The organism is Thiobacillus sp. (assembly GCF_030696885.1).
Taxonomy (GTDB): domain Bacteria; phylum Pseudomonadota; class Gammaproteobacteria; order Burkholderiales; family Thiobacillaceae; genus Thiobacillus.
This window is the reverse complement of sequence record NZ_JAUYRI010000024.1, coordinates 29771-46799: the sequence shown is the minus strand read 5'-3', so window position 1 is coordinate 46799 and position 17029 is coordinate 29771. Positions and strand designations below refer to the sequence as shown.

Annotated in this window: 16 protein-coding genes; 14 read left to right on the top strand and 2 right to left on the bottom strand. The window is 65.7% G+C overall.

What is annotated here, in order from left to right; all coding sequences use genetic code 11:
* Positions 1-134: 134 nt before the first annotated feature.
* A complete protein-coding gene (locus Q8R61_RS11345; protein ID WP_305537281.1) occupies positions 135-2876 on the top strand; it encodes an EAL domain-containing protein in 2742 nt (913 codons plus the stop codon).
* A gap of 12 nt (positions 2877-2888) precedes the next feature.
* On the opposite strand, the gene Q8R61_RS11340 is transcribed toward Q8R61_RS11345, so the two are convergent.
* Positions 2889-3698 carry a polyphosphate kinase 2 family protein gene (locus Q8R61_RS11340; RefSeq protein ID WP_305537279.1) on the bottom strand — a complete coding sequence of 270 codons (810 nt, stop codon included), beginning with the start codon at positions 3696-3698 and terminating at the stop codon, positions 2889-2891.
* On the bottom strand, positions 3695-4246 hold the full coding sequence (locus Q8R61_RS11335; protein ID WP_305537277.1) for a hypothetical protein: 552 nt from the start codon (positions 4244-4246) through the stop codon (positions 3695-3697). The genes Q8R61_RS11340 and Q8R61_RS11335 overlap by 4 nt, the downstream gene beginning before the upstream one ends.
* Before the next feature lie 376 nt (positions 4247-4622).
* Between Q8R61_RS11335 and dksA the strand changes: the two genes are divergently transcribed.
* The 13 genes from dksA to Q8R61_RS11270 all read left to right on the top strand — a co-directional run bounded on the left by dksA (position 4623) and on the right by Q8R61_RS11270 (position 16994).
* Positions 4623-5039: an RNA polymerase-binding protein DksA gene (gene dksA, locus Q8R61_RS11330; RefSeq protein WP_305537275.1), complete on the top strand. Its 417-nt coding sequence runs from the start codon at positions 4623-4625 to the stop codon at positions 5037-5039.
* Positions 5040-5076: 37 nt separating this feature from the next.
* A complete protein-coding gene (locus Q8R61_RS11325; RefSeq protein ID WP_305537273.1) occupies positions 5077-6138 on the top strand; it encodes a GTP-binding protein in 1062 nt (353 codons plus the stop codon).
* Positions 6135-6380, top strand: coding sequence for a membrane protein insertion efficiency factor YidD (yidD, locus tag Q8R61_RS11320; protein ID WP_305537271.1), 246 nt, complete (start codon positions 6135-6137; stop codon positions 6378-6380). Before Q8R61_RS11325 ends, yidD begins: the two co-directional genes overlap by 4 nt.
* Positions 6364-6678 carry a hypothetical protein gene (locus Q8R61_RS11315; RefSeq protein WP_305537269.1) on the top strand — a complete coding sequence of 105 codons (315 nt, stop codon included), beginning with the start codon at positions 6364-6366 and terminating at the stop codon, positions 6676-6678. Before yidD ends, Q8R61_RS11315 begins: the two co-directional genes overlap by 17 nt.
* Before the next feature lie 69 nt (positions 6679-6747).
* Positions 6748-8094 carry a TonB-dependent receptor gene (locus tag Q8R61_RS11310; RefSeq protein WP_305537267.1) on the top strand — a complete coding sequence of 449 codons (1347 nt, stop codon included), beginning with the start codon at positions 6748-6750 and terminating at the stop codon, positions 8092-8094.
* A gap of 9 nt (positions 8095-8103) precedes the next feature.
* Positions 8104-8997: a metal ABC transporter solute-binding protein, Zn/Mn family gene (locus tag Q8R61_RS11305; protein ID WP_305537265.1), complete on the top strand. Its 894-nt coding sequence runs from the start codon at positions 8104-8106 to the stop codon at positions 8995-8997.
* Positions 8997-9761, top strand: coding sequence for a metal ABC transporter permease (locus tag Q8R61_RS11300; RefSeq protein ID WP_305537263.1), 765 nt, complete (start codon positions 8997-8999; stop codon positions 9759-9761). Before Q8R61_RS11305 ends, Q8R61_RS11300 begins: the two co-directional genes overlap by 1 nt.
* Before the next feature lie 39 nt (positions 9762-9800).
* Positions 9801-10919 carry an STAS domain-containing protein gene (locus tag Q8R61_RS11295; protein WP_305537261.1) on the top strand — a complete coding sequence of 373 codons (1119 nt, stop codon included), beginning with the start codon at positions 9801-9803 and terminating at the stop codon, positions 10917-10919.
* 63 nt (positions 10920-10982) lie between these two features.
* Complete coding sequence (hslV, locus tag Q8R61_RS11290; RefSeq protein ID WP_305537259.1) at positions 10983-11516, top strand: ATP-dependent protease subunit HslV; 534 nt, start codon at positions 10983-10985, stop codon at positions 11514-11516.
* 103 nt (positions 11517-11619) lie between these two features.
* Positions 11620-12942: an ATP-dependent protease ATPase subunit HslU gene (gene hslU / locus Q8R61_RS11285; protein WP_305537257.1), complete on the top strand. Its 1323-nt coding sequence runs from the start codon at positions 11620-11622 to the stop codon at positions 12940-12942.
* 68 nt (positions 12943-13010) lie between these two features.
* Positions 13011-13868 carry an ion transporter gene (locus Q8R61_RS11280; protein WP_305537255.1) on the top strand — a complete coding sequence of 286 codons (858 nt, stop codon included), beginning with the start codon at positions 13011-13013 and terminating at the stop codon, positions 13866-13868.
* Between the two features lie 151 nt (positions 13869-14019).
* Positions 14020-15852 carry a hypothetical protein gene (locus Q8R61_RS11275; RefSeq protein ID WP_305537253.1) on the top strand — a complete coding sequence of 611 codons (1833 nt, stop codon included), beginning with the start codon at positions 14020-14022 and terminating at the stop codon, positions 15850-15852.
* Positions 15853-15941: 89 nt separating this feature from the next.
* The gene (locus Q8R61_RS11270) at positions 15942-16994 is read left to right on the top strand and encodes an Sfum_1244 family protein (RefSeq protein WP_305537251.1); all 1053 of its coding nucleotides are present in this window, start codon (positions 15942-15944) and stop codon (positions 16992-16994) included.
* Positions 16995-17029 lie beyond the last annotated feature (35 nt).

Sequence of the window (17029 nt, the reverse complement as noted above, 5' to 3'; positions counted from 1 at the left end):
TTCCGCCTGCAACGGGCGGCTGGCCGCCCTGTCGCACGATTTCTCCTTCTAACCCTACAGAAACGGGGGCGGCCGCCGATTGATCCCGTATGCGCTCCGATCCCGCCTCCTTCCGCGCTCGTCTGGTACGAGGCATGCGACTCACGCAATTGGATACCCACGCGCGCATCCTCAGCGCGCTCGCGCTGGTCGTGGTGATCGTGGTGGTGCTTGCAGGCCAGCAGGCGCTGCAGGCAGCCCGCCAGAATGCTGACGCGGTGCTGCGCGAGCTGGCCGAAACGCAATTCGCCAGTCTGTCGCAGGCCGTGACCGATGCGGCCATCCTGCGCGACCACTATGCCTTGCAAGCCCACCTCGAAGTCCCGGTCGCGCGCGGCATCCTGCGTTATGCGCAATACACGGCGCCCGATGGGCACGTGCTGAGACGGGAAGCCGGCATGCAACGCGTCGAGCGGCCGGACTGGTTTGCCGCACTGGCCCGGCTGGAACCACCCCACCTGCAGGCGGACATCGTCATCGGCGGCACCGACTACGGGCACCTGGCCTTGCAGCCGTCGCCCCACGTGCGTGAGGACTTTCTGTGGCACCTGGCCACCCGCCTGTTCTTCGTGCTGGCAGGGGCATTCGCCCTGCTCGGCTGGCTGACCCGCGTCCTGCTGCGGACCAACCTGCAGGACCTGACGCGGTTGCGCGCCGCCGCGCGGCGGATCGAGACCGGCGACTACCGCGCGCGCATCCCGATCCGCGCCGGCAGCCCTCCCGAACTGCGCGAGACCACGCAGGCGTTCAATCACATGAGCGCCGCGCTGGAACAGCTGCTGGCCGACCTCAACGAACAACAGGCCGCGCTCGATCACACCGCCTGCATTTCCGAGGCCGATCTCGCCGGCAACATCACCTACGTCAACGACCTGTTCTGCGCCATCAGCGGTTTCAACCGCGAAGAACTCATCGGCCGCAATCACCGCATCGTCAATGCGGGCCATCACGATGCGGCCTTCTTCAACGAACTGTGGGCGACCATCAGCCGCGGGCGCACCTGGCGCGGCGAAATGTGCAGCCGCGCCCGTGACGGCCGGCTGTTCTGGACCGCCACCACCATCATTCCGATCAAGGACGATGACGGCCTGCCGTCCAAATACCTGTCGATCCGCTTCGACATCACGCAGCGCAAGCTGGACGAGGCCGCGCTCAGCGCAGAGAAGGAACGCTGGCAGGTGACGCTGCAGTCGATCAACGATGCCGTCATCGTGACGCAAGCCGACAGCCGCGTGGCCTATATCAACCCGGCGGCCGAACACCTGCTGGGGATTGCGCTGGAGGAAGCGGCGTCGATTCCGTTGAAGCATCTTATGCAGTTCGATCAGATCAAGAGCGAAGACGAAGGGCCCGCGTGCTTCCTCTCGCCCGCCTCGGCGCCGCGCGGACAAACCGGCTCAGTACGCCTGCACACCCGCCAGGGCCAGGCGCTGGCCATCAGCTACAGCTGCGCACCGCTCGGCGCGCATGGCGGAGTCGGCGCGGTCTATGTGCTGCGCGACGAAACCGAGAAGAAGCAGCTGCTCGACAGCCTGCGTGAAATGGCCTTCCACGACCCGCTGACTGCGTTGCCGAACCGGCGCGCGGTAGAAGGCCGGCTCGACCGCGCCATGCGCATTGCGCGCGAAGACGCGCAACAGCATGCGTTCTGCTACATCGATCTCGACCAGTTCAAGCTGGTCAACGACACCTGCGGCCACTCGGTGGGCGACAGCCTGCTGAAGAACATCGCGCAGACCATGAAGGAAGCCTTGCCCGAGCAGGCCTACCTCGGCCGGCTCGGCGGCGACGAATTCGGCCTCATCCTGTTTGATACCCGCACCCAGGACGCGATCGAAATCTGCCGGCAACTGGTGCAGCGCATCCGCGATTTCCGCTTCGAGCACAACGGACGGCGCTTCACCCTCGGCGCCTGCGCCGGCATTGCGCCCATCACCGCGGCTGCCGCGACGACCAGTGGCATCATGATCCAGGCGGACATGGCCTGCTACCGCGCCAAGTCGGAAGGCAGCGGGCGGGTCATGCTGTATGAGGCGGATGAGGTCGGGTTTCGCCGGCTGGAAGCGGAAATGGGCTGGGCGGCGGACTTCGCCCAGGCGCTGGAAGCCAACCAGTTCCTGCCGTATCGGCAGCTGATCCAGCCCGCCTCGCCCGGCGGTCAGCCACACTACGAGGTGCTGATCCGCTGGCAGCGCAACGGCCAGATCGAAGGCCCGGCCAAGCTGCTGCCCGCGCTGGAGCGCTACGGCCAGGCGCCGATTCTCGACCGCTGGATGCTGGAAGCGGTGATTTCCTATCTGGCGTCACAGCCCGACGACCAGGCGGTGTATTTCATCAACCTTTCGGGCAAGACCGTCGCCGACGAGTCCTTCCTCGGCATCGTCTGTGCCCTGCTCGACCGCTATGACGTGGCCGGCGAGCGGCTGGGCTTCGAGGTCACCGAAACCGCGGCGGTGGTCAACCTGGAAGACGCCCAGCGCCTGATCCACGGCCTGCGTGAGCGCGGCTGCCAGTTCGCGCTGGACGACTTCGGGCGCGACGCCTCGTCCTTCTTCTACCTCAAGCACCTGCCGGCCGACTACCTCAAGATCGACGGCGCCTTTGTGCGCGGCATGCTGGACGACCGCCGCGACCAGGCCATTGTGCGCTCGATCGCCCAGCTGGCGAGCGACTTCGGCATGCGCTCGATTGCCGAACAGGTGGAGGACGCCGACATGGCTGCGCTGCTGCGCGATATCGGCGTGGATTACCTGCAGGGCTATCACATCCATCGCCCGGAAGCCTTCCCGGGCTGGCAGGCCGTCACACGCCTGCCGCATCTGACGCGGATCAAATAGCGAGCCGAGTAGCTAATCGATGCGGGTGCCGGCGACGTTGGCCGCCGGTTCCGGATAGCGCATCTTCAGCCCTTCCAGCGTCTCGATCAGCAGGCTGGAGATCATCAGGTTGCGCGCCAGCTTGTTGTTGGCGGGGATCACATGCCACGGCGCATATTCTGTACTGGTGGCGGACAGCGCCGCTTCGTAGGCATCCCGATAGTCGTCCCACTGCGCGCGCACGGCCAGGTCCTCGGGGTGAAATTTCCACTGCTTTTGCGGGTTGTCGCGCCGTTCCTCGAGGCGCTCTTTCTGCTCGTCCTTCGAAATGTGCAGGTAGAACTTCAGGATGGTCGTGCCGGTTTCCGCCAGCATGCGTTCGAAGTCGTTGATCTGCCGATAGCGGCGCTCGCATTCGGCGGCATCGATCCAGCCGTTGACGCGCGTGATCAGCACATCCTCATAGTGCGAGCGGTTGAAAATGCCGATTTCACCTTTTCCCGGCACATGGTGATGCACCCGCCACAGGTAATCGCGGCCCAGCTCGTACTGCGTCGGCGCCTTGAAGCTGGCGACGCGCACGCCCAGCGGGTCGACGCCCTGAAACACATGGCGGATGGTGGAATCCTTGCCGGCGGTGTCCATCGCCTGCAGCACGATCAGCAGCTTGTGGCGGCCCTCGGCGTAGAGCAACTCCTGCAGCGTTTCCAGCTGGGCCCGGTCAGTATCCAGGCGTTCGCGTGCATCGCTCTTGTCCTTGCCGATGATGTCAGTGTCGTCGGCGTCCCAATTTGACAGTTTGACTTTGGTGTCGGGGGGGATACGTGTCTCGCTGGGTTTCACAGGGTCTCCTTCGGGGGAATCAGGGTCATCCAGTCACCCACCGCGGCACGGATCTCGTCCAGCGTGAGGTGACGCATGAAAGGCCGGTTGCCGGGCGCCATCTGGTCCCACAGGCAAGTCATGTTGAGCAGGTTGGGCTGGGCCGGGTCGCGCAGGTGGAAGCGGGTCTTGTAATAGAGAAACGACGGCGTGGAATCGTATCCCATCAAGCCGGCCTTGAGAAAAGGCGACGCCGCCGCGGCCACGGTTTCGATGCTGCGCGTCACCCGCCACACCTCGAAGCGCCCCGGCTGCAGGATTTGCGGCGCGGGCCGCACCGTGGTCAGCTCCACCACGCAGAACGGGTCGTGCTCCTGCACGCCGTTGCGCGGCACGATGCGCCCGTATTGCAGGCGTACCGTCGCCGCGCCGGGCGGGATTTCCAGCGCCCGCTCCAGCCTCAACGCCCAGCCTGCCGGATAGCCGTAATGCGGCGAGGCCGGGTCCGGCGACACCAGGCTGGCGCACCCGCCCAGCAGCAGCGCCGCCAGCATGCCGATCATCCTCATCCTGTCTCCTTGCCCGGCCCTGGTGTCGCGAATCAGAAATATCGAAACATAAAACGGCGTCTTTTTCCGCATGGCGGCGTTGCTCGTCGTTGCCATAGACCGAACTATGTCGCCTCCTCGCGCCTTGCCCTACGAAAAAATCCATCCGTTTTATTATGTCCCGCTATTTCTGATTCGCGACACTAGTGGGTTTGGCACACAGGTGCCGCAAAACACGTCGTTTTCATTATGATGCACTCGCCGGGAAATTGACCCTGCTGCCAGCCCGCGTTTTTCCTGCCGACTTGCACCTTTGGCCGAGGACGTTCAGACTGCCCCCCTTTCGCACCGCAAGATGGCGGTAACCCTTCCATTGTTCGACTCATGGAGCGTCTCGATGCCCGCCTCAAAAACCCTGACCGAAGCCGCCCTGCTGAAGATGCCGGCGTCTGCCTATATGAATGCCGACCAGCTGGCGTTTTTCCGTGCGCGGCTCGAAGCCCTGCGCGAGGAAATGCTCAGCAATGCCGCCGATACCGGCGCCACGCTTAAAGAAAACGAGAACTTCGCGGACCCTAACGACCGCGCGACGGTGGAAGAAGAGCACATGCTGGAACAGCGCGTGCGCGACCGTGAACGCAAGCTGCTGAAAAAGATCAATTCCGCGCTGACCCGCATCGAAAGCGGCGAATACGGCTGGTGCCAGGAAACCGGCGACCCCATCGGCCTGCCGCGCCTGCTGGCGCGCCCCACCGCCGAATACTCGATCGAGGCGCAGGAACGCCACGAATTGATGGAAAAGCTGCGCGCCTGACGCCTCCACCCGGCCGGCTCGCGCCGGCGCACGCCCGATGTCCGACGCCCTGAAGGACGCTGATCCCCTCCCCATCACGTTGCTGACCGGTTTTTTGGGCAGCGGCAAGACCACGGTGCTCAATCATCTGGTGCGCACGCTGCCGCGCACCGCGATCCTGATGAACGAGTTCGGCGAAGTCGCGCTCGACCACCAATTGCTGCAAAAAATGGACGGCCCGCTGGCGCTGCTCTCCGGCGGCTGCGTCTGCTGCACGATTTCGGGCAGCCTGTCGCCGACGCTGAAGAACCTGTGGATGGCGCGGCAAAAGGGCGACATCCCGCCGTTCGAGCGCGTCATCATCGAAACCACCGGCGTCGCCGATCCGGCGCCGGTGCTCGACAACCTCTTGCACGACAACTGGATACGCGCGCGTTTCCGCCTCGACGGCGTGGTGACCACGGTCGATGCGCTGTTCGGCATGGGCCAGCTGGACGAACACTTCGAGGCGGTGAAACAGGTGGCGGTGGCCGACAAACTGCTGCTGACCAAGACCGATCTGGTCCCCGCCGGCACCGTGGCCGCGCTGCGTGAGCGACTGGCCACGCTGAACCCGGCCGCCGACATCGTGACCGTGACGCAGGGCGAGATCGACCCCGCGGCGATCCAGACCCTGGGGCTGTGGAACGCCGACACCCGATTGCTCGAAGTCGCGCGCTGGCTGAAGCCGCAGCGCTACCAGCCGGCCCATGCCGGCGCGCTCGGCGGCAGGCCCGCGACGGCCCTGCACGATGCGCGCATCCAGGCCTTCTCAGTGGTACTCGACACCCCGCTCGACCGCTATGGCCTGCAGTCGGCACTGTCGATGCTGACCTCGTTTCGCGCCGAAAACCTGCTGCGCTTCAAGGCCATGGTGAACCTCGCAGGCGAAACGCAGCCGGTGGTGTTGCACGGCGTGCAGCACGTGCTGTATCCGGAAGTGAAGCTCGACGCCTGGCCGGACGACGATCACCGCAGCCGCTTCGTCTTCATCGTGCGCGATCTCGACCCCGCATTCGTCGCCAAACTGCTGGCCGATTTTTCCGGCGCCGCGCAACACCCTGCCGGGGCAGCGCCATGAACCTCGCGCAAAAGCTGCTAGTCGGCCTGATTCGCGGCTACCAGCTCGTGCTGTCGCCCTGGCTCGGGCGGCAATGCCGCTACCTGCCGACCTGCTCGGAATACGGCAAGGAAGCGATCGAAAAACACGGTGCGCTGAAAGGCAGCTGGCTCGCCGCCAGGCGCATCGGCCGCTGCCGCCCGGGCTGCGACCACGGCTACGACCCGGTTCCGCCAGTCGAGCCGCGTGACAAACGCGGGTAGAATGCGGCCCATGCTGCCGCGCCGCGTCCTCTCCTGGCTTCTCGCTCTATGCCTGCTCCTGGGGCAGGCGGCGGCGTTCGCCCATGCGCTGGAACACCTCGACCCGCATGGCGCGACACCCGACCACGCGTGCGAGCTGTGCGTGGCGCAGGCCCAACTCGGCGGCGCGGCGCCCGGCAAACCCTTCGTACCGCAGGCCGAAGCCGCAGTCTTCGTCGTCCCGGCCGCCGCCGCGCTGCCGCCCGGCCGTCTCTTCATCCGCCACGCGCCCGCGCGCGCGCCACCCGTCTCCGCCTGAAAAAGCAGCCCAAATGCCCGCTGACCGCACGGTCGGCGGGCGCCATGCATTTTTTTGACGGAGTTCACCATGTTTCGAGTCACCCTGCTCGCGGCCGCGCTGACGGCTGCCTTTCCCGCATACGCCCAATCCGACCTCGACGCCCTGCGCGCCGAGTTGAAGGAGATGAAAACCGCCTACGAGGCGCGCATCCAGGCACTGGAAGCGCGGCTGCAAAAAACCGAGGTCCAGACCGCCGACACGGCGGTCCGGGCCGCCCCCGTTCCGGAAGCCAGCGCGCCCGCCCGCATCAGCTTCAACCCGGACATTTCGTTGATCCTGCAGGGCCGCTATGCCCATCTCGACGACATCGACGAGCGCCATATCAGCGGCTTTCTGCCCGCCGGGCACGCCCACGGCACGCCGCGCGGCTTCTCGCTCGACCACACCGAGCTGGTGCTGTCGGCTAGCGTCGACCCGTATTTCCGCGGCTATTTCAACCTGGCGCTGGTCGATGAGGAAGTCGAGATCGAGGAAGCCTGGTTCCAGACCACCAGCCTCGGCCATGGCGTGACAGTGAAGGGCGGCCGTTTCCTGTCCGGCCTTGGATACCAGAACGAGCAGCACCCGCACGCCTGGGATTTTGCCGACAACAGCCTGATGTACCGCGCGCTGTTCGGCGAGGCCTACGGCAACGACGGCGTACAGTTGAAATGGGTGGCGCCGACCGCGCTGTTCATGGAATTCGGCGCCGAGGCCGGGCGCGGCGCCAACTTCCCCGGTACCGACCGCAACAAGAACGGTGCCGGTAGCGCCACAGTGTTCGGCCATCTCGGCGGCGACGTCGGCACGTCCCACAGCTGGCGTGCCGGGCTGTCATACCTACATGCCAAGGCGAGCGATCGCGACGGCGAAATCGAAGACCTCAACGACGAACACGCAGAAACCCTGTTCTCGGGCACCAGCAAAACCTGGGTGGCGGACGTCGTCTGGAAATGGGCGCCCGACGGCAACGCGCACGAGCGCAATTTCAAGTTCGCCGCCGAATACTTCCGTCGCGCCGAGCGCGGCAGCCTGGAATGCGAGGACAACACCGCCGATGGCGGCGCCTGCGACGGCACCGAAGACGCCTACCGCTCGCGCCAGTCGGGCTACTACGCGCAGGGCGTCTACCAATTCATGCCGCGCTGGCGCACCGGCTATCGCTACGACCGCCTGAATCCGGGCACGGTCGACTTCGGCGCCAACAGCGCCTTCCTGCCGGTGACCGATCACAAGCCGACGCGCCATTCGCTGATGCTCGACTATTCGCCGTCCGAATTCTCGCGCCTGCGCCTGCAATATTCAAAGGACCAATCGATGGCAAGCGTCTCCGAGAACCAGTGGTTCGTGCAATACATCCACAGCCTGGGCGCACACGGCGCCCACCGCTTTTAAGGAGCGGCCATGAAACGCATTCTGATTGCATGCCTGCTGTGGCTGCCGCTCGCCGCCCACGCCGCCCTCAACGTGTTCGCCTGCGAACCCGAATGGGGCGCGCTGGCGCGCGAAATCGGCGGCAGTTCGGTCAAGGTCTATACGGCGACGACCGCGCTGCAGGACCCGCACCGCATCGAGGCGCGCCCCAGCCTGATCGCGCAGATGCGGCGCGCCGACCTGGTGGTGTGCAGCGGCGCCGACCTCGAGGTCGGCTGGCTGCCGCTGCTGTTGCGCGAAGCCGGCAATGCCCGCGTGCAGCCGGGCCGCCCGGGTTATTTCGAGGCCACCCGCTTCGTGACGCTGCTGGAAAAGCCGGCAACACTCGACCGCGCGCAGGGCGACGTCCACGCCGCCGGCAACCCGCACATCCACACCGACCCGCGCAATATCGCGCGGGTCGGCGCGGCGCTGGCGGCTCGCCTGGCCGAGGTCGACCCGGGCAGCACGGCCGCCTATCAGGCGCAATGGCAGGCGTTTTCCGCGCGCTGGAATGAAGCCATCGCCGGCTGGCAGACGCGCGCCGCGCCGCTGAAAAACCTGCCGGTGGTGGTGCAGCACAAGTCGTTCAGCTACCTGCTGGCCTGGCTGGGCATGGTCGAGGTGGCCACGCTGGAACCCAAGCCCGGGGTCGAGCCCTCGGTCGCCCATCTCGGCCGGATCGCTGCGCAGCTGCAGGCCACGCCCGCCCGCGCCGTGCTGCGCGCGGCCTACCACAGCCCGCGCCCGGCCGACTGGCTGTCTCAGCGCAGCGGCATTCCGGCGCTGGCGCTGCCCTACACTGTGGGCGGCAATGCACGCGCAGGCGACCTGTTCGGCTTGTTCGACGACACGCTGGACCAGCTGCTGAAAGCGGCGCCGTGATGCCCGTCCCACTCGATCTGCTGCTGTGGCCCTTCATCGTCGGCCTGCTGGTGCTGTCCACCCACGTTCCGCTGGGGCGGCGGGTGCTGGCGCGCGGCATCATTTTTCTCGACCTGGCAGTGGCGCAGCTGGCGGTGCTCGGCGTGGTCGCGGCGCACGCGCTCGAGCTGGCCGCCGACGGCTGGCCCACCCAGCTGGCGGCGGCCACGGCCGCGCTGGCCGGCGCCGCCTTTCTGGCCGAATGCGAACGGCGCTGGCCGCAAATCCAGGAAGCCCTGATCGGCGCCACCTTCGTGGTGGCCGCCAGCGTCGCGGTGCTGCTGCTGGCGGGTGATCCGCACGGCGGCGAGCATCTGGCCGAACTGCTCACCGGGCAGATCCTGTGGGCGACGCCGGAGCAGGCAGTGCGGATCGCCGCGCTGTACGGCACACTGCTGGCCGTCCTGTTCTGGCGGGGCGAACGCCTCGGCGGTCTCGGTTTCTATCTGGTGTTTGCGCTGGCGATCACCGCATCGGTGCAGCTGGTCGGGGTGTATCTGGTGTTCGCCAGCCTGATCCTGCCGGCGCTGGCGGTGCGCGGCCTGCCGCCGCGCACCGCGCTGCAGGCGGGCTGGGGGCTGGGCGCGCTGGCCTATACGGTCGGGCTGGCCGCATCCGCCGGACTCGACTGGCCGGCCGGACCGGCGATCGTCGTCGCGCTCGCCATATGTGCGCCGCTAGGCCGCATTGCGCTGCGGGTTGCCGCCAGCCAGCGGGAGCGATAGTATCCACTACTGAACCCCTGACTCAAGCACGCATATTCCGTGGCTCTCCCGTTTTTCAGAAAAGGCAAGGACAAGCCCGCCCCCGCCGCGCGAAAGCCGACGACGGCGCCCGCCCCCGTTTCCGAATCCCCGCACACCGAAACCCTGATGACCATGGACATGGGGGCGAGCGGCATCGTGGTGGAGGAAAGCAGCGGCGCGCCCCAGTCTCCGGTAGACGAGGCGGCCATTTTGTACGCCAGCGGACAGACCGAAATGGCGGAGAGCATGCTGAAGGGGATCCTGACGACAAGCGACCGCCGCGCCTGGCACATGCTGTTCGACCTCTATTGCGTGCAGAACCGCGAAAAGGAATTCGAACAGGTGGCGCTGGACTATGCGATGCGCTTTGAAACCTCGCCGCCGGTCTGGCAACGGCTGGGCGGCAACGGCGCGCCCAAGCCGCAGCAGGCACAAACCGAAAGCCTCGAACTGCCCGGTCTGCTCGACAAGAAATCGACCGCCACGCTGCGCGAGGGCATTGCCGCCGCCGCCAAGAACACGGCGGTGCGCATCGATTTCTCGCGCATTGCGATGGTCGACGAGGCGGGCGCGGAAGAATGCGCGGAGATCCTCGCCGCCGCGCGCAAGGTCAAACGCAAGCTGCAGGTCAGCGGCGTCGACACCCTGACCGCGCTGCTGCAGGACCTCAACCGCGCGACCCACAGCCGCGCGGCGCACTGGCTGCTGCTGCTGGAGCTGTACCAGACGCTCGGCCAGCAGGACCATTTTGAAGATCTGGCCGTCGATTACGCAGTGCACTTTGAAGTGTCGCCGCCCTCGTGGAGCGCGGTGCAGGCTGCCGAAGTGGTCAAGGCCGAACCTTCCGAGCTGCAGGACGACGCCCTGCGGCTCTCCGGCGAAATCACCCCCGCCAACGACAGCGCCCTACAACAGTTCACCAGCTATGCCGCGACCCACAACGACGTACTGGTCGACCTGTCGCAGGTCACCCGCATCGATTACGGCAGCGTCAGCCAGCTCATCAGCGTGCTGATGCAGTGCCTGGGCAGCGGCAAGGCCATCACGCTGCGCGGGCACAACGCGCTGATCCACGAACTTTTCCGCGTGATGGGGATCGATCAGCTGACCCAGCTGCAGCCGCGCCACCCCAGCTGAACCCCGCCATCCTCGATCCACACCGGCCCGCACCGGCCTGAGCGTCCTTATATAATCCGCCTCATGGAACAATATCGCGGCACCACCATTCTGTCCGTGCGCCGGGGCAATGAAGTCGCCCTCGGCGGCGACGGCCAGGTCACGCTCGGCAATATCGTCATCAAGTCCACTGCGCGCAAGATCCGGCGGCTGCACGAAGACAAGGTGCTGGCCGGCTTTGCCGGCGGCACCGCCGACGCCTTCACCCTGTTCGAACGCTTCGAGGCCAAGCTCGACAAGCATTCGGGGCACCTGCTCCGAAGCGCGGTCGAACTCGCCAAGGACTGGCGCACCGACCGCATGCTGCGTCGGCTCGAAGCCATGCTGGCGGTGGCCGATCGCGAGCACTCGTTGATCATCACCGGCAACGGCGACGTGCTGGAACCCGAACTCGGCATCACCGCCATCGGCTCCGGCGGCGCCTACGCCCAGTCGGCCGCAGTGGCGCTGCTGCAGAACACCGACCTGTCCCCGCTTGAAATCGTCAAAAAGAGCCTCACCATTGCGGGGGACATCTGCATTTATTCGAACCAGAATCATGTGATCGAAACGCTGTGAAGGGTAAAGGGGGAAGGGTGAGGCCCACCCGGCGCTGCGTGCCACCCTCCCTGCCGGGAGGGGCACACCCTTCCCCCTTCACCCTTGACCCCTCACTGCCTTTATGACCCCCAAAGAAATCGTCCACGAACTCGACAAGCACATCGTCGGCCAGGCCGCCGCCAAGCGTGCGGTGGCGGTTGCGCTGCGCAACCGCTGGCGGCGCCAGCAGGTCGAGGAGCCGCTGCGGCAGGAAATCACGCCGAAGAACATCCTGATGATCGGCCCGACCGGCGTCGGCAAGACCGAAATCGCACGCCGTCTGGCGCGGCTCGCCAACGCGCCCTTCATCAAGATCGAGGCGACCAAGTTCACCGAGGTTGGCTACGTCGGGCGCGATGTCGACACCATCATTCGCGACCTGATGGAAACCGCGGTCAAGCAGATGCGCGAGCAGGCCACCGCCAAGGTGCAGTTCCGTGCCGAGGAAGCCGCCGAGGACCGCGTGCTCGACGCGCTGCTGCCGCCGCCGCGGAGCGTCGGCTTCAACGAGCCCGAACCCCCACGCGAGGACGGCGCGGCGCGTCAACGCTTCCGCAAGATGCTGCGCGAGGGCGCACTCGACGACAAGGAAATCGAAATCGAGCTGGCGGCGGTCAGCCCCAGCATGGAAATCTTCACCCCGCCAGGGATGGAAGACCTGTCGCAACAGCTGCAGGGCATGTTCGCCAACCTCGGCCAAAACCGCCGGCAGACACGCAAGCTGAAAGTGCGCGAGGCGATGAAGCTGCTGACCGAGGAAGAGGCCGGGCGGCTGATCAACGACGAGGAAACCAAGCAGCAGGCGCTGGAAGCGGTTGAGCAGAACGGCATCGTTTTCCTCGACGAGATCGACAAGATCGCCACCCGCTCCGAAGCCCACGGCAGCGACGTGTCGCGCCAGGGCGTGCAGCGCGACCTGTTGCCGCTGATCGAGGGCACCACGGTGTCGACCAAGTACGGGATGGTGAAGACCGACCACATCCTGTTCATCGCCAGCGGCGCCTTTCATCTGTCGAAGCCGTCCGACCTGATTCCCGAACTGCAGGGCCGGCTGCCGATCCGCGTCGAACTGCAGGCGCTGTCGGTAGGCGATTTCGAGCAGATCCTGACCTCGACCGACGCCTGCCTGACGCGCCAGTACGAAGCGCTGCTGGCGACCGAAGGCGTGGTACTGACGTTCACCGAGGATGGCATCCGCCGGATTGCGGAAATCGCCTTCGAGGTGAACGAGCGCACCGAGAACATCGGCGCGCGCCGGCTGCACACGGTGATGGAAAAGCTGCTGGAGGACATTTCCTTCGACGCCGGGAACGTCACCGGCCAACACCGGATCGATGCCGACGCCGTGACCACCCGGCTCGCCGCGCTGGCCGCCCGCGAAGACCTCGCGCGCTACGTCCTCTGAGCCCCGACCAGCGCGCACGCAGTCAACCCCCCTACCTGATTCAAACCTTACCCGCAGTGGAGCACGACATGCAGCAAGCAGGCCGCGGCCAAAACACCCCCTCCTTACGCCAGACGCTTGGCGCCTGGGTGGAGTCAAAGTCAGTACAGAATTTCATCATCGGCCTGATCGTGATCAACGCCATCATCCTCGGGCTGGAAACCTCGCCGACGATCATGGCGCACATCGGTCCCCAACTCATCGCCCTCGACACGTTGATTCTCGGTGTGTTCGTCGTGGAGATCGGCCTCAAGCTCATTGCCCAGGGACCGAGCTTTTTCCGCCGCGGCTGGAACATTTTCGATTTCTTGGTGGTGGGCATTGCCCTGGTGCCCGCCAGCGGACCGCTGGCGATCCTGCGCGCGCTGCGTATCCTGCGGGTGCTGCGCCTGCTGTCGATGCTGCCGCGGTTACGCTTCGTGGTGGAGGCGCTGCTGCATTCCCTGCCGGGCATCGGTTCCATCGCCCTGCTGATGGTGGTGGTCTATTACGTGGCCGCGGTCATGGCTACCGGCCTCTTCGGCGCCAGCCATCCGGAATGGTTCGGCAGCATTGGCCATTCCATGTACACCCTGTTCCAGATCATGACCCTGGAAAGCTGGTCCATGGGCATCGTGCGGCCAGTGATGGAGGGCTACCCCTATGCTTGGCTGTTCTTCATCCCCTTCATCCTGATCGCCACCTTCACGGTGTTGAACCTGTTCATCGCCATCATCGTCGACGCCATGCAGAGCATGCACGAGCAGGCGGTCAAGCAGGAAGAAGCCGCTATCACCGAGGTCTTGCACAGCGAGGGGTCCCACATCGAGCAGGAATTGCGTGCCGTTCGCGAGGAGCTGCGGTCCCTGCGGACGATGCTGACGCAGGGGCGAAGCCTGCCGGACTGATGCCGCATCCGGCCCGGTATTGAGCGGGTAGGGGGGCGTTTTGGGCGGCGCTATGCCGTGGCTAATGCCGCCATCGACATTACTTATTTGGCTGTCCTTCTCCGCAGGCGGAAAATCGCCCGGTTGAGTCACATTTACCTGGAGACACCCCATGGCCACCCGCGACACCCTCACCCCCAAAGAAGCCCAATGCAGTGGCGGCGCCGATTACGCGGCGCTCGCGCTCGAAGCCCTGCAGGAGCCGGCCGACGCCGCCTACGCGAAGGAGCTGATGGACCGCGTGGCCGACGACTGCCAGTTCACCAAGGACCTCGCCGCGTGCGCGATCGTCTACAAGGCGCTGGGCGAACAGGGTCGGGCCGAGGAGCTGTTGCAGACGGCGGAAGACTACTGCATGAGCGGCGAGGAACAGGTCGCGCTGGCCGAAGCCAAGTTTAAGGTGCTGGGCGACAAGGATGCGGCCGTGGGTGCCTACGAAAAGGCGTTGAAGGAAACCAGCAACCTCGATCCGCTGATCGACCTGGCGAAGAACGTGATGCGCGTGATCGCCGACGGCGCGTTCGCCAAGAAAGTGCTGGAAAAGGCCGAAGCGAAGATCTCGCGCGCGGTGGAATACAGCAAACTCGCTGCCGCCTCGGCCGAGCATCTGCTGGACAAGGACTACGCAGCCCAGATATTCCACAAGGCGGGAGAAAAGCTCTCCACCGTGCCCGACCTGCTGTCACTGGCGGCCGAAGTCACCAAGACGTTGGGTGATCCGGCCAAAGCCAAGGCGCTGTACCAGCGCGCGCTCGAAGGCGCAACCGATTTCACCGCAGCGAAGACGCTGATCGAATCGGCCAAGCAGGCAGGCGATGCCGCCTTCACGCAGGCGGCGCTGAAGAAGGCAGGCGATCTTGCCAGCGCCACCGGCGAATACATCGAACTGGCCGAAGGGCTGGCCGGCGTGGGCGACAAGCCGGGTGCGACCGCGCTGCTGGACAAGGCCGAAGACGCGGTGGCCGGTCTCGACGAAATGCAGAAGCTGGTGACGGCGGTGGAAGCGCATCTGGCCGACGACGCCGCGCGCCTTGCCCGCGTCAAGGCCAAGCTGGAAAAGCGCCAGGCCAACCACGCACGCTACATGGAGTTCCAGCAACTGGAAAAGGACGCGGTCAGCGTCAAGCAGTTCCTTGCACTGGCCGAACGCGTGCGGCTGGAACTGGAAGACCCGTTCTATGCCGCCAAGCTGATCGAGTCGGCGGAAACCCTGCTCGATGGCACCGGCTACCAGTTCTCGCGCTACAAGCCGATCCTGCAGGCGGTGGACAAGAACCTCGACGACACCGCCTGGCTCGGCCGTCTGCTCGATCGCGCGGCGGAGAATGCGACCGACTTCATCGCTTTCAAGGACCTGGTGGTCACCGCGGCGCACATGAAGCACCGCGAGCTTGGCGTATCCAAGGCGCGTGCCTACCTCGCCGCACGCGAAGCGGCGTTGGCGGCGGATGCCGACGCCAACGTCTATGACCTGGCCAAACTCGCGGAAGCAAGCTACGCCGCCACCTCGGATGCGGCCGAAGCGGCGCGTCTGCTGGAAGCCGCGCGCGCCAAGGCCGGCGACCATTTTGCGCTGACCCACCTCGGCCGTCTGTACGCCTCCATGGGTAACCCTGGCAAGGCCGACGAACTCTACGCCGCCGCAGCCGCAGCCTGCCCGAATGGCGATGCCTGCATCCAGTTCATCGATCGCCTGAAGGGATTCGCCCTGCCGGCCGAGACGCTGAAGAAGTGGTATGCCGAATGCGGCACACACCTCCGCACGCCGGCCGACAAGCTGCGCTGGGCCGAAGGCATTGCCGACGCGCTCAACGACAAGGCCTGGGCGAGCGAAGTCTACGGCCAGCTCGCCGGCCAGTTCAGTGGCACTGATGCCGCACGCTTCGACCTGTCGCGCCGTTCGCGCGCCGACCTGAATTTCTATGGTTCAGTACGCCGCCATTAAGCCGCTGGGAATACCCCTTAAAACAGCCCGGTTGCACGGGCTGTTTTTATTTGTACACTCCCAGATAAAGCGGTTTTACGGAGTGCGCCATGCTGGAACTGTCTGCCCTCATCGACACCGTGCAGAAGAACTGCACCATCGCCGACGCGCGTCACGCACGCGACATGACGATGTGCACCTTCCTGCTCGAAATGCGCGAGTACTACCGCTGGGAAATGGAAATTCCCTACGGCGCACGTCTGCCCAAGGATGAGCTCGGCGACTGGCTGAACGCGCGCGAAAGCCTGTGGGATACGGTGGAAGAAGAGGATTTCGCGCTGTTGCCGCTGACCGATTCCGGCATCGATCCGTTCGAGGCCGACGACATCAACCGCGCGCTGATCCCGCAGGGCCTGGTCTACAGCAGCGGGCTGGGGCATTTCCGCAAGCCGCATTTTGTTCTGGCCGAACTCAAGCGTGCCGAAGTACGCGAAGGCGTGCAGGTGCTGGTGGCCGGCTGCGAATACGCGCGCGACCTGATCGCGCCGCCGGCGGCGATGCGCGGCGGCGCCATTTTCCTGCGCATGGATGCGGTGCGCCGTCTGCTGTGGAACAAATATGAAGAGTGGCAGTGGAAGGAAAAGGACACTGCGCTGGGGCGCGCGTTTGCCCACTATGATTTCGAACGCGATATCGATCGTGGGCTCGACCGCATGGTGGAAGCCGAGAGCGAGGCGATGATCCTGCACGAGATCGGCGAGGCGCGCGCCGAATCGCTGCTGGGTGAGGACTGGAATGCGATGCTCGGCCAGCTCGGCTCGCGCCATGCCGAACTGCTGGCACGCGCGGTGCGCGACCATCTGGCCGACTGCCTGGTGACGTTGCCGACCTTGCTCGAACGCGAGGCCATCGGCTCGCTGCATTTTTACCTGGCGAACCTGTCCGGCCTGCGCCGTGCGCTGTTCCCGGCGCTGCCGCAGGCGTATGACGCCTGGCTCGACAGCCGCGACACGGCCGGGCTGGCGCGCACCGTGGCGGCAGCCGAAACCCACTGGCTGAATGCGGCGCGGAAGCTGATCACAACCTACCATCGCGACCCCGCACACGGTGACGCGCAGCTCAACGCGCTGGCCGGCGGCGACCTTGCGGGCCTGAAACTCTAGACGACAAAACGGGCGCCGCGGCGCCCGTTTTGTCG

What these genes read in the sequence shown, in the direction of transcription:
- Q8R61_RS11345 (WP_305537281.1), top strand. Translation starts at nt 135, where the DNA reads ATGCGACTCACGCAATTGGATACCCACGCGCGCATCCTCAGCGCGCTC.
- Q8R61_RS11335 (WP_305537277.1), bottom strand. Translation starts at nt 4,246, where the DNA reads ATGAGGATGATCGGCATGCTGGCGGCGCTGCTGCTGGGCGGGTGCGCC.
- dksA (WP_305537275.1), top strand. Translation starts at nt 4,623, where the DNA reads ATGCCCGCCTCAAAAACCCTGACCGAAGCCGCCCTGCTGAAGATGCCG.
- Q8R61_RS11325 (WP_305537273.1), top strand. Translation starts at nt 5,077, where the DNA reads ATGTCCGACGCCCTGAAGGACGCTGATCCCCTCCCCATCACGTTGCTG.
- yidD (WP_305537271.1), top strand. Translation starts at nt 6,135, where the DNA reads ATGAACCTCGCGCAAAAGCTGCTAGTCGGCCTGATTCGCGGCTACCAG.
- Q8R61_RS11310 (WP_305537267.1), top strand. Translation starts at nt 6,748, where the DNA reads ATGTTTCGAGTCACCCTGCTCGCGGCCGCGCTGACGGCTGCCTTTCCC.
- Q8R61_RS11305 (WP_305537265.1), top strand. Translation starts at nt 8,104, where the DNA reads ATGAAACGCATTCTGATTGCATGCCTGCTGTGGCTGCCGCTCGCCGCC.
- Q8R61_RS11300 (WP_305537263.1), top strand. Translation starts at nt 8,997, where the DNA reads ATGCCCGTCCCACTCGATCTGCTGCTGTGGCCCTTCATCGTCGGCCTG.
- hslV (WP_305537259.1), top strand. Translation starts at nt 10,983, where the DNA reads ATGGAACAATATCGCGGCACCACCATTCTGTCCGTGCGCCGGGGCAAT.
- hslU (WP_305537257.1), top strand. Translation starts at nt 11,620, where the DNA reads ATGACCCCCAAAGAAATCGTCCACGAACTCGACAAGCACATCGTCGGC.
- Q8R61_RS11280 (WP_305537255.1), top strand. Translation starts at nt 13,011, where the DNA reads ATGCAGCAAGCAGGCCGCGGCCAAAACACCCCCTCCTTACGCCAGACG.
- Q8R61_RS11275 (WP_305537253.1), top strand. Translation starts at nt 14,020, where the DNA reads ATGGCCACCCGCGACACCCTCACCCCCAAAGAAGCCCAATGCAGTGGC.
- Q8R61_RS11270 (WP_305537251.1), top strand. Translation starts at nt 15,942, where the DNA reads ATGCTGGAACTGTCTGCCCTCATCGACACCGTGCAGAAGAACTGCACC.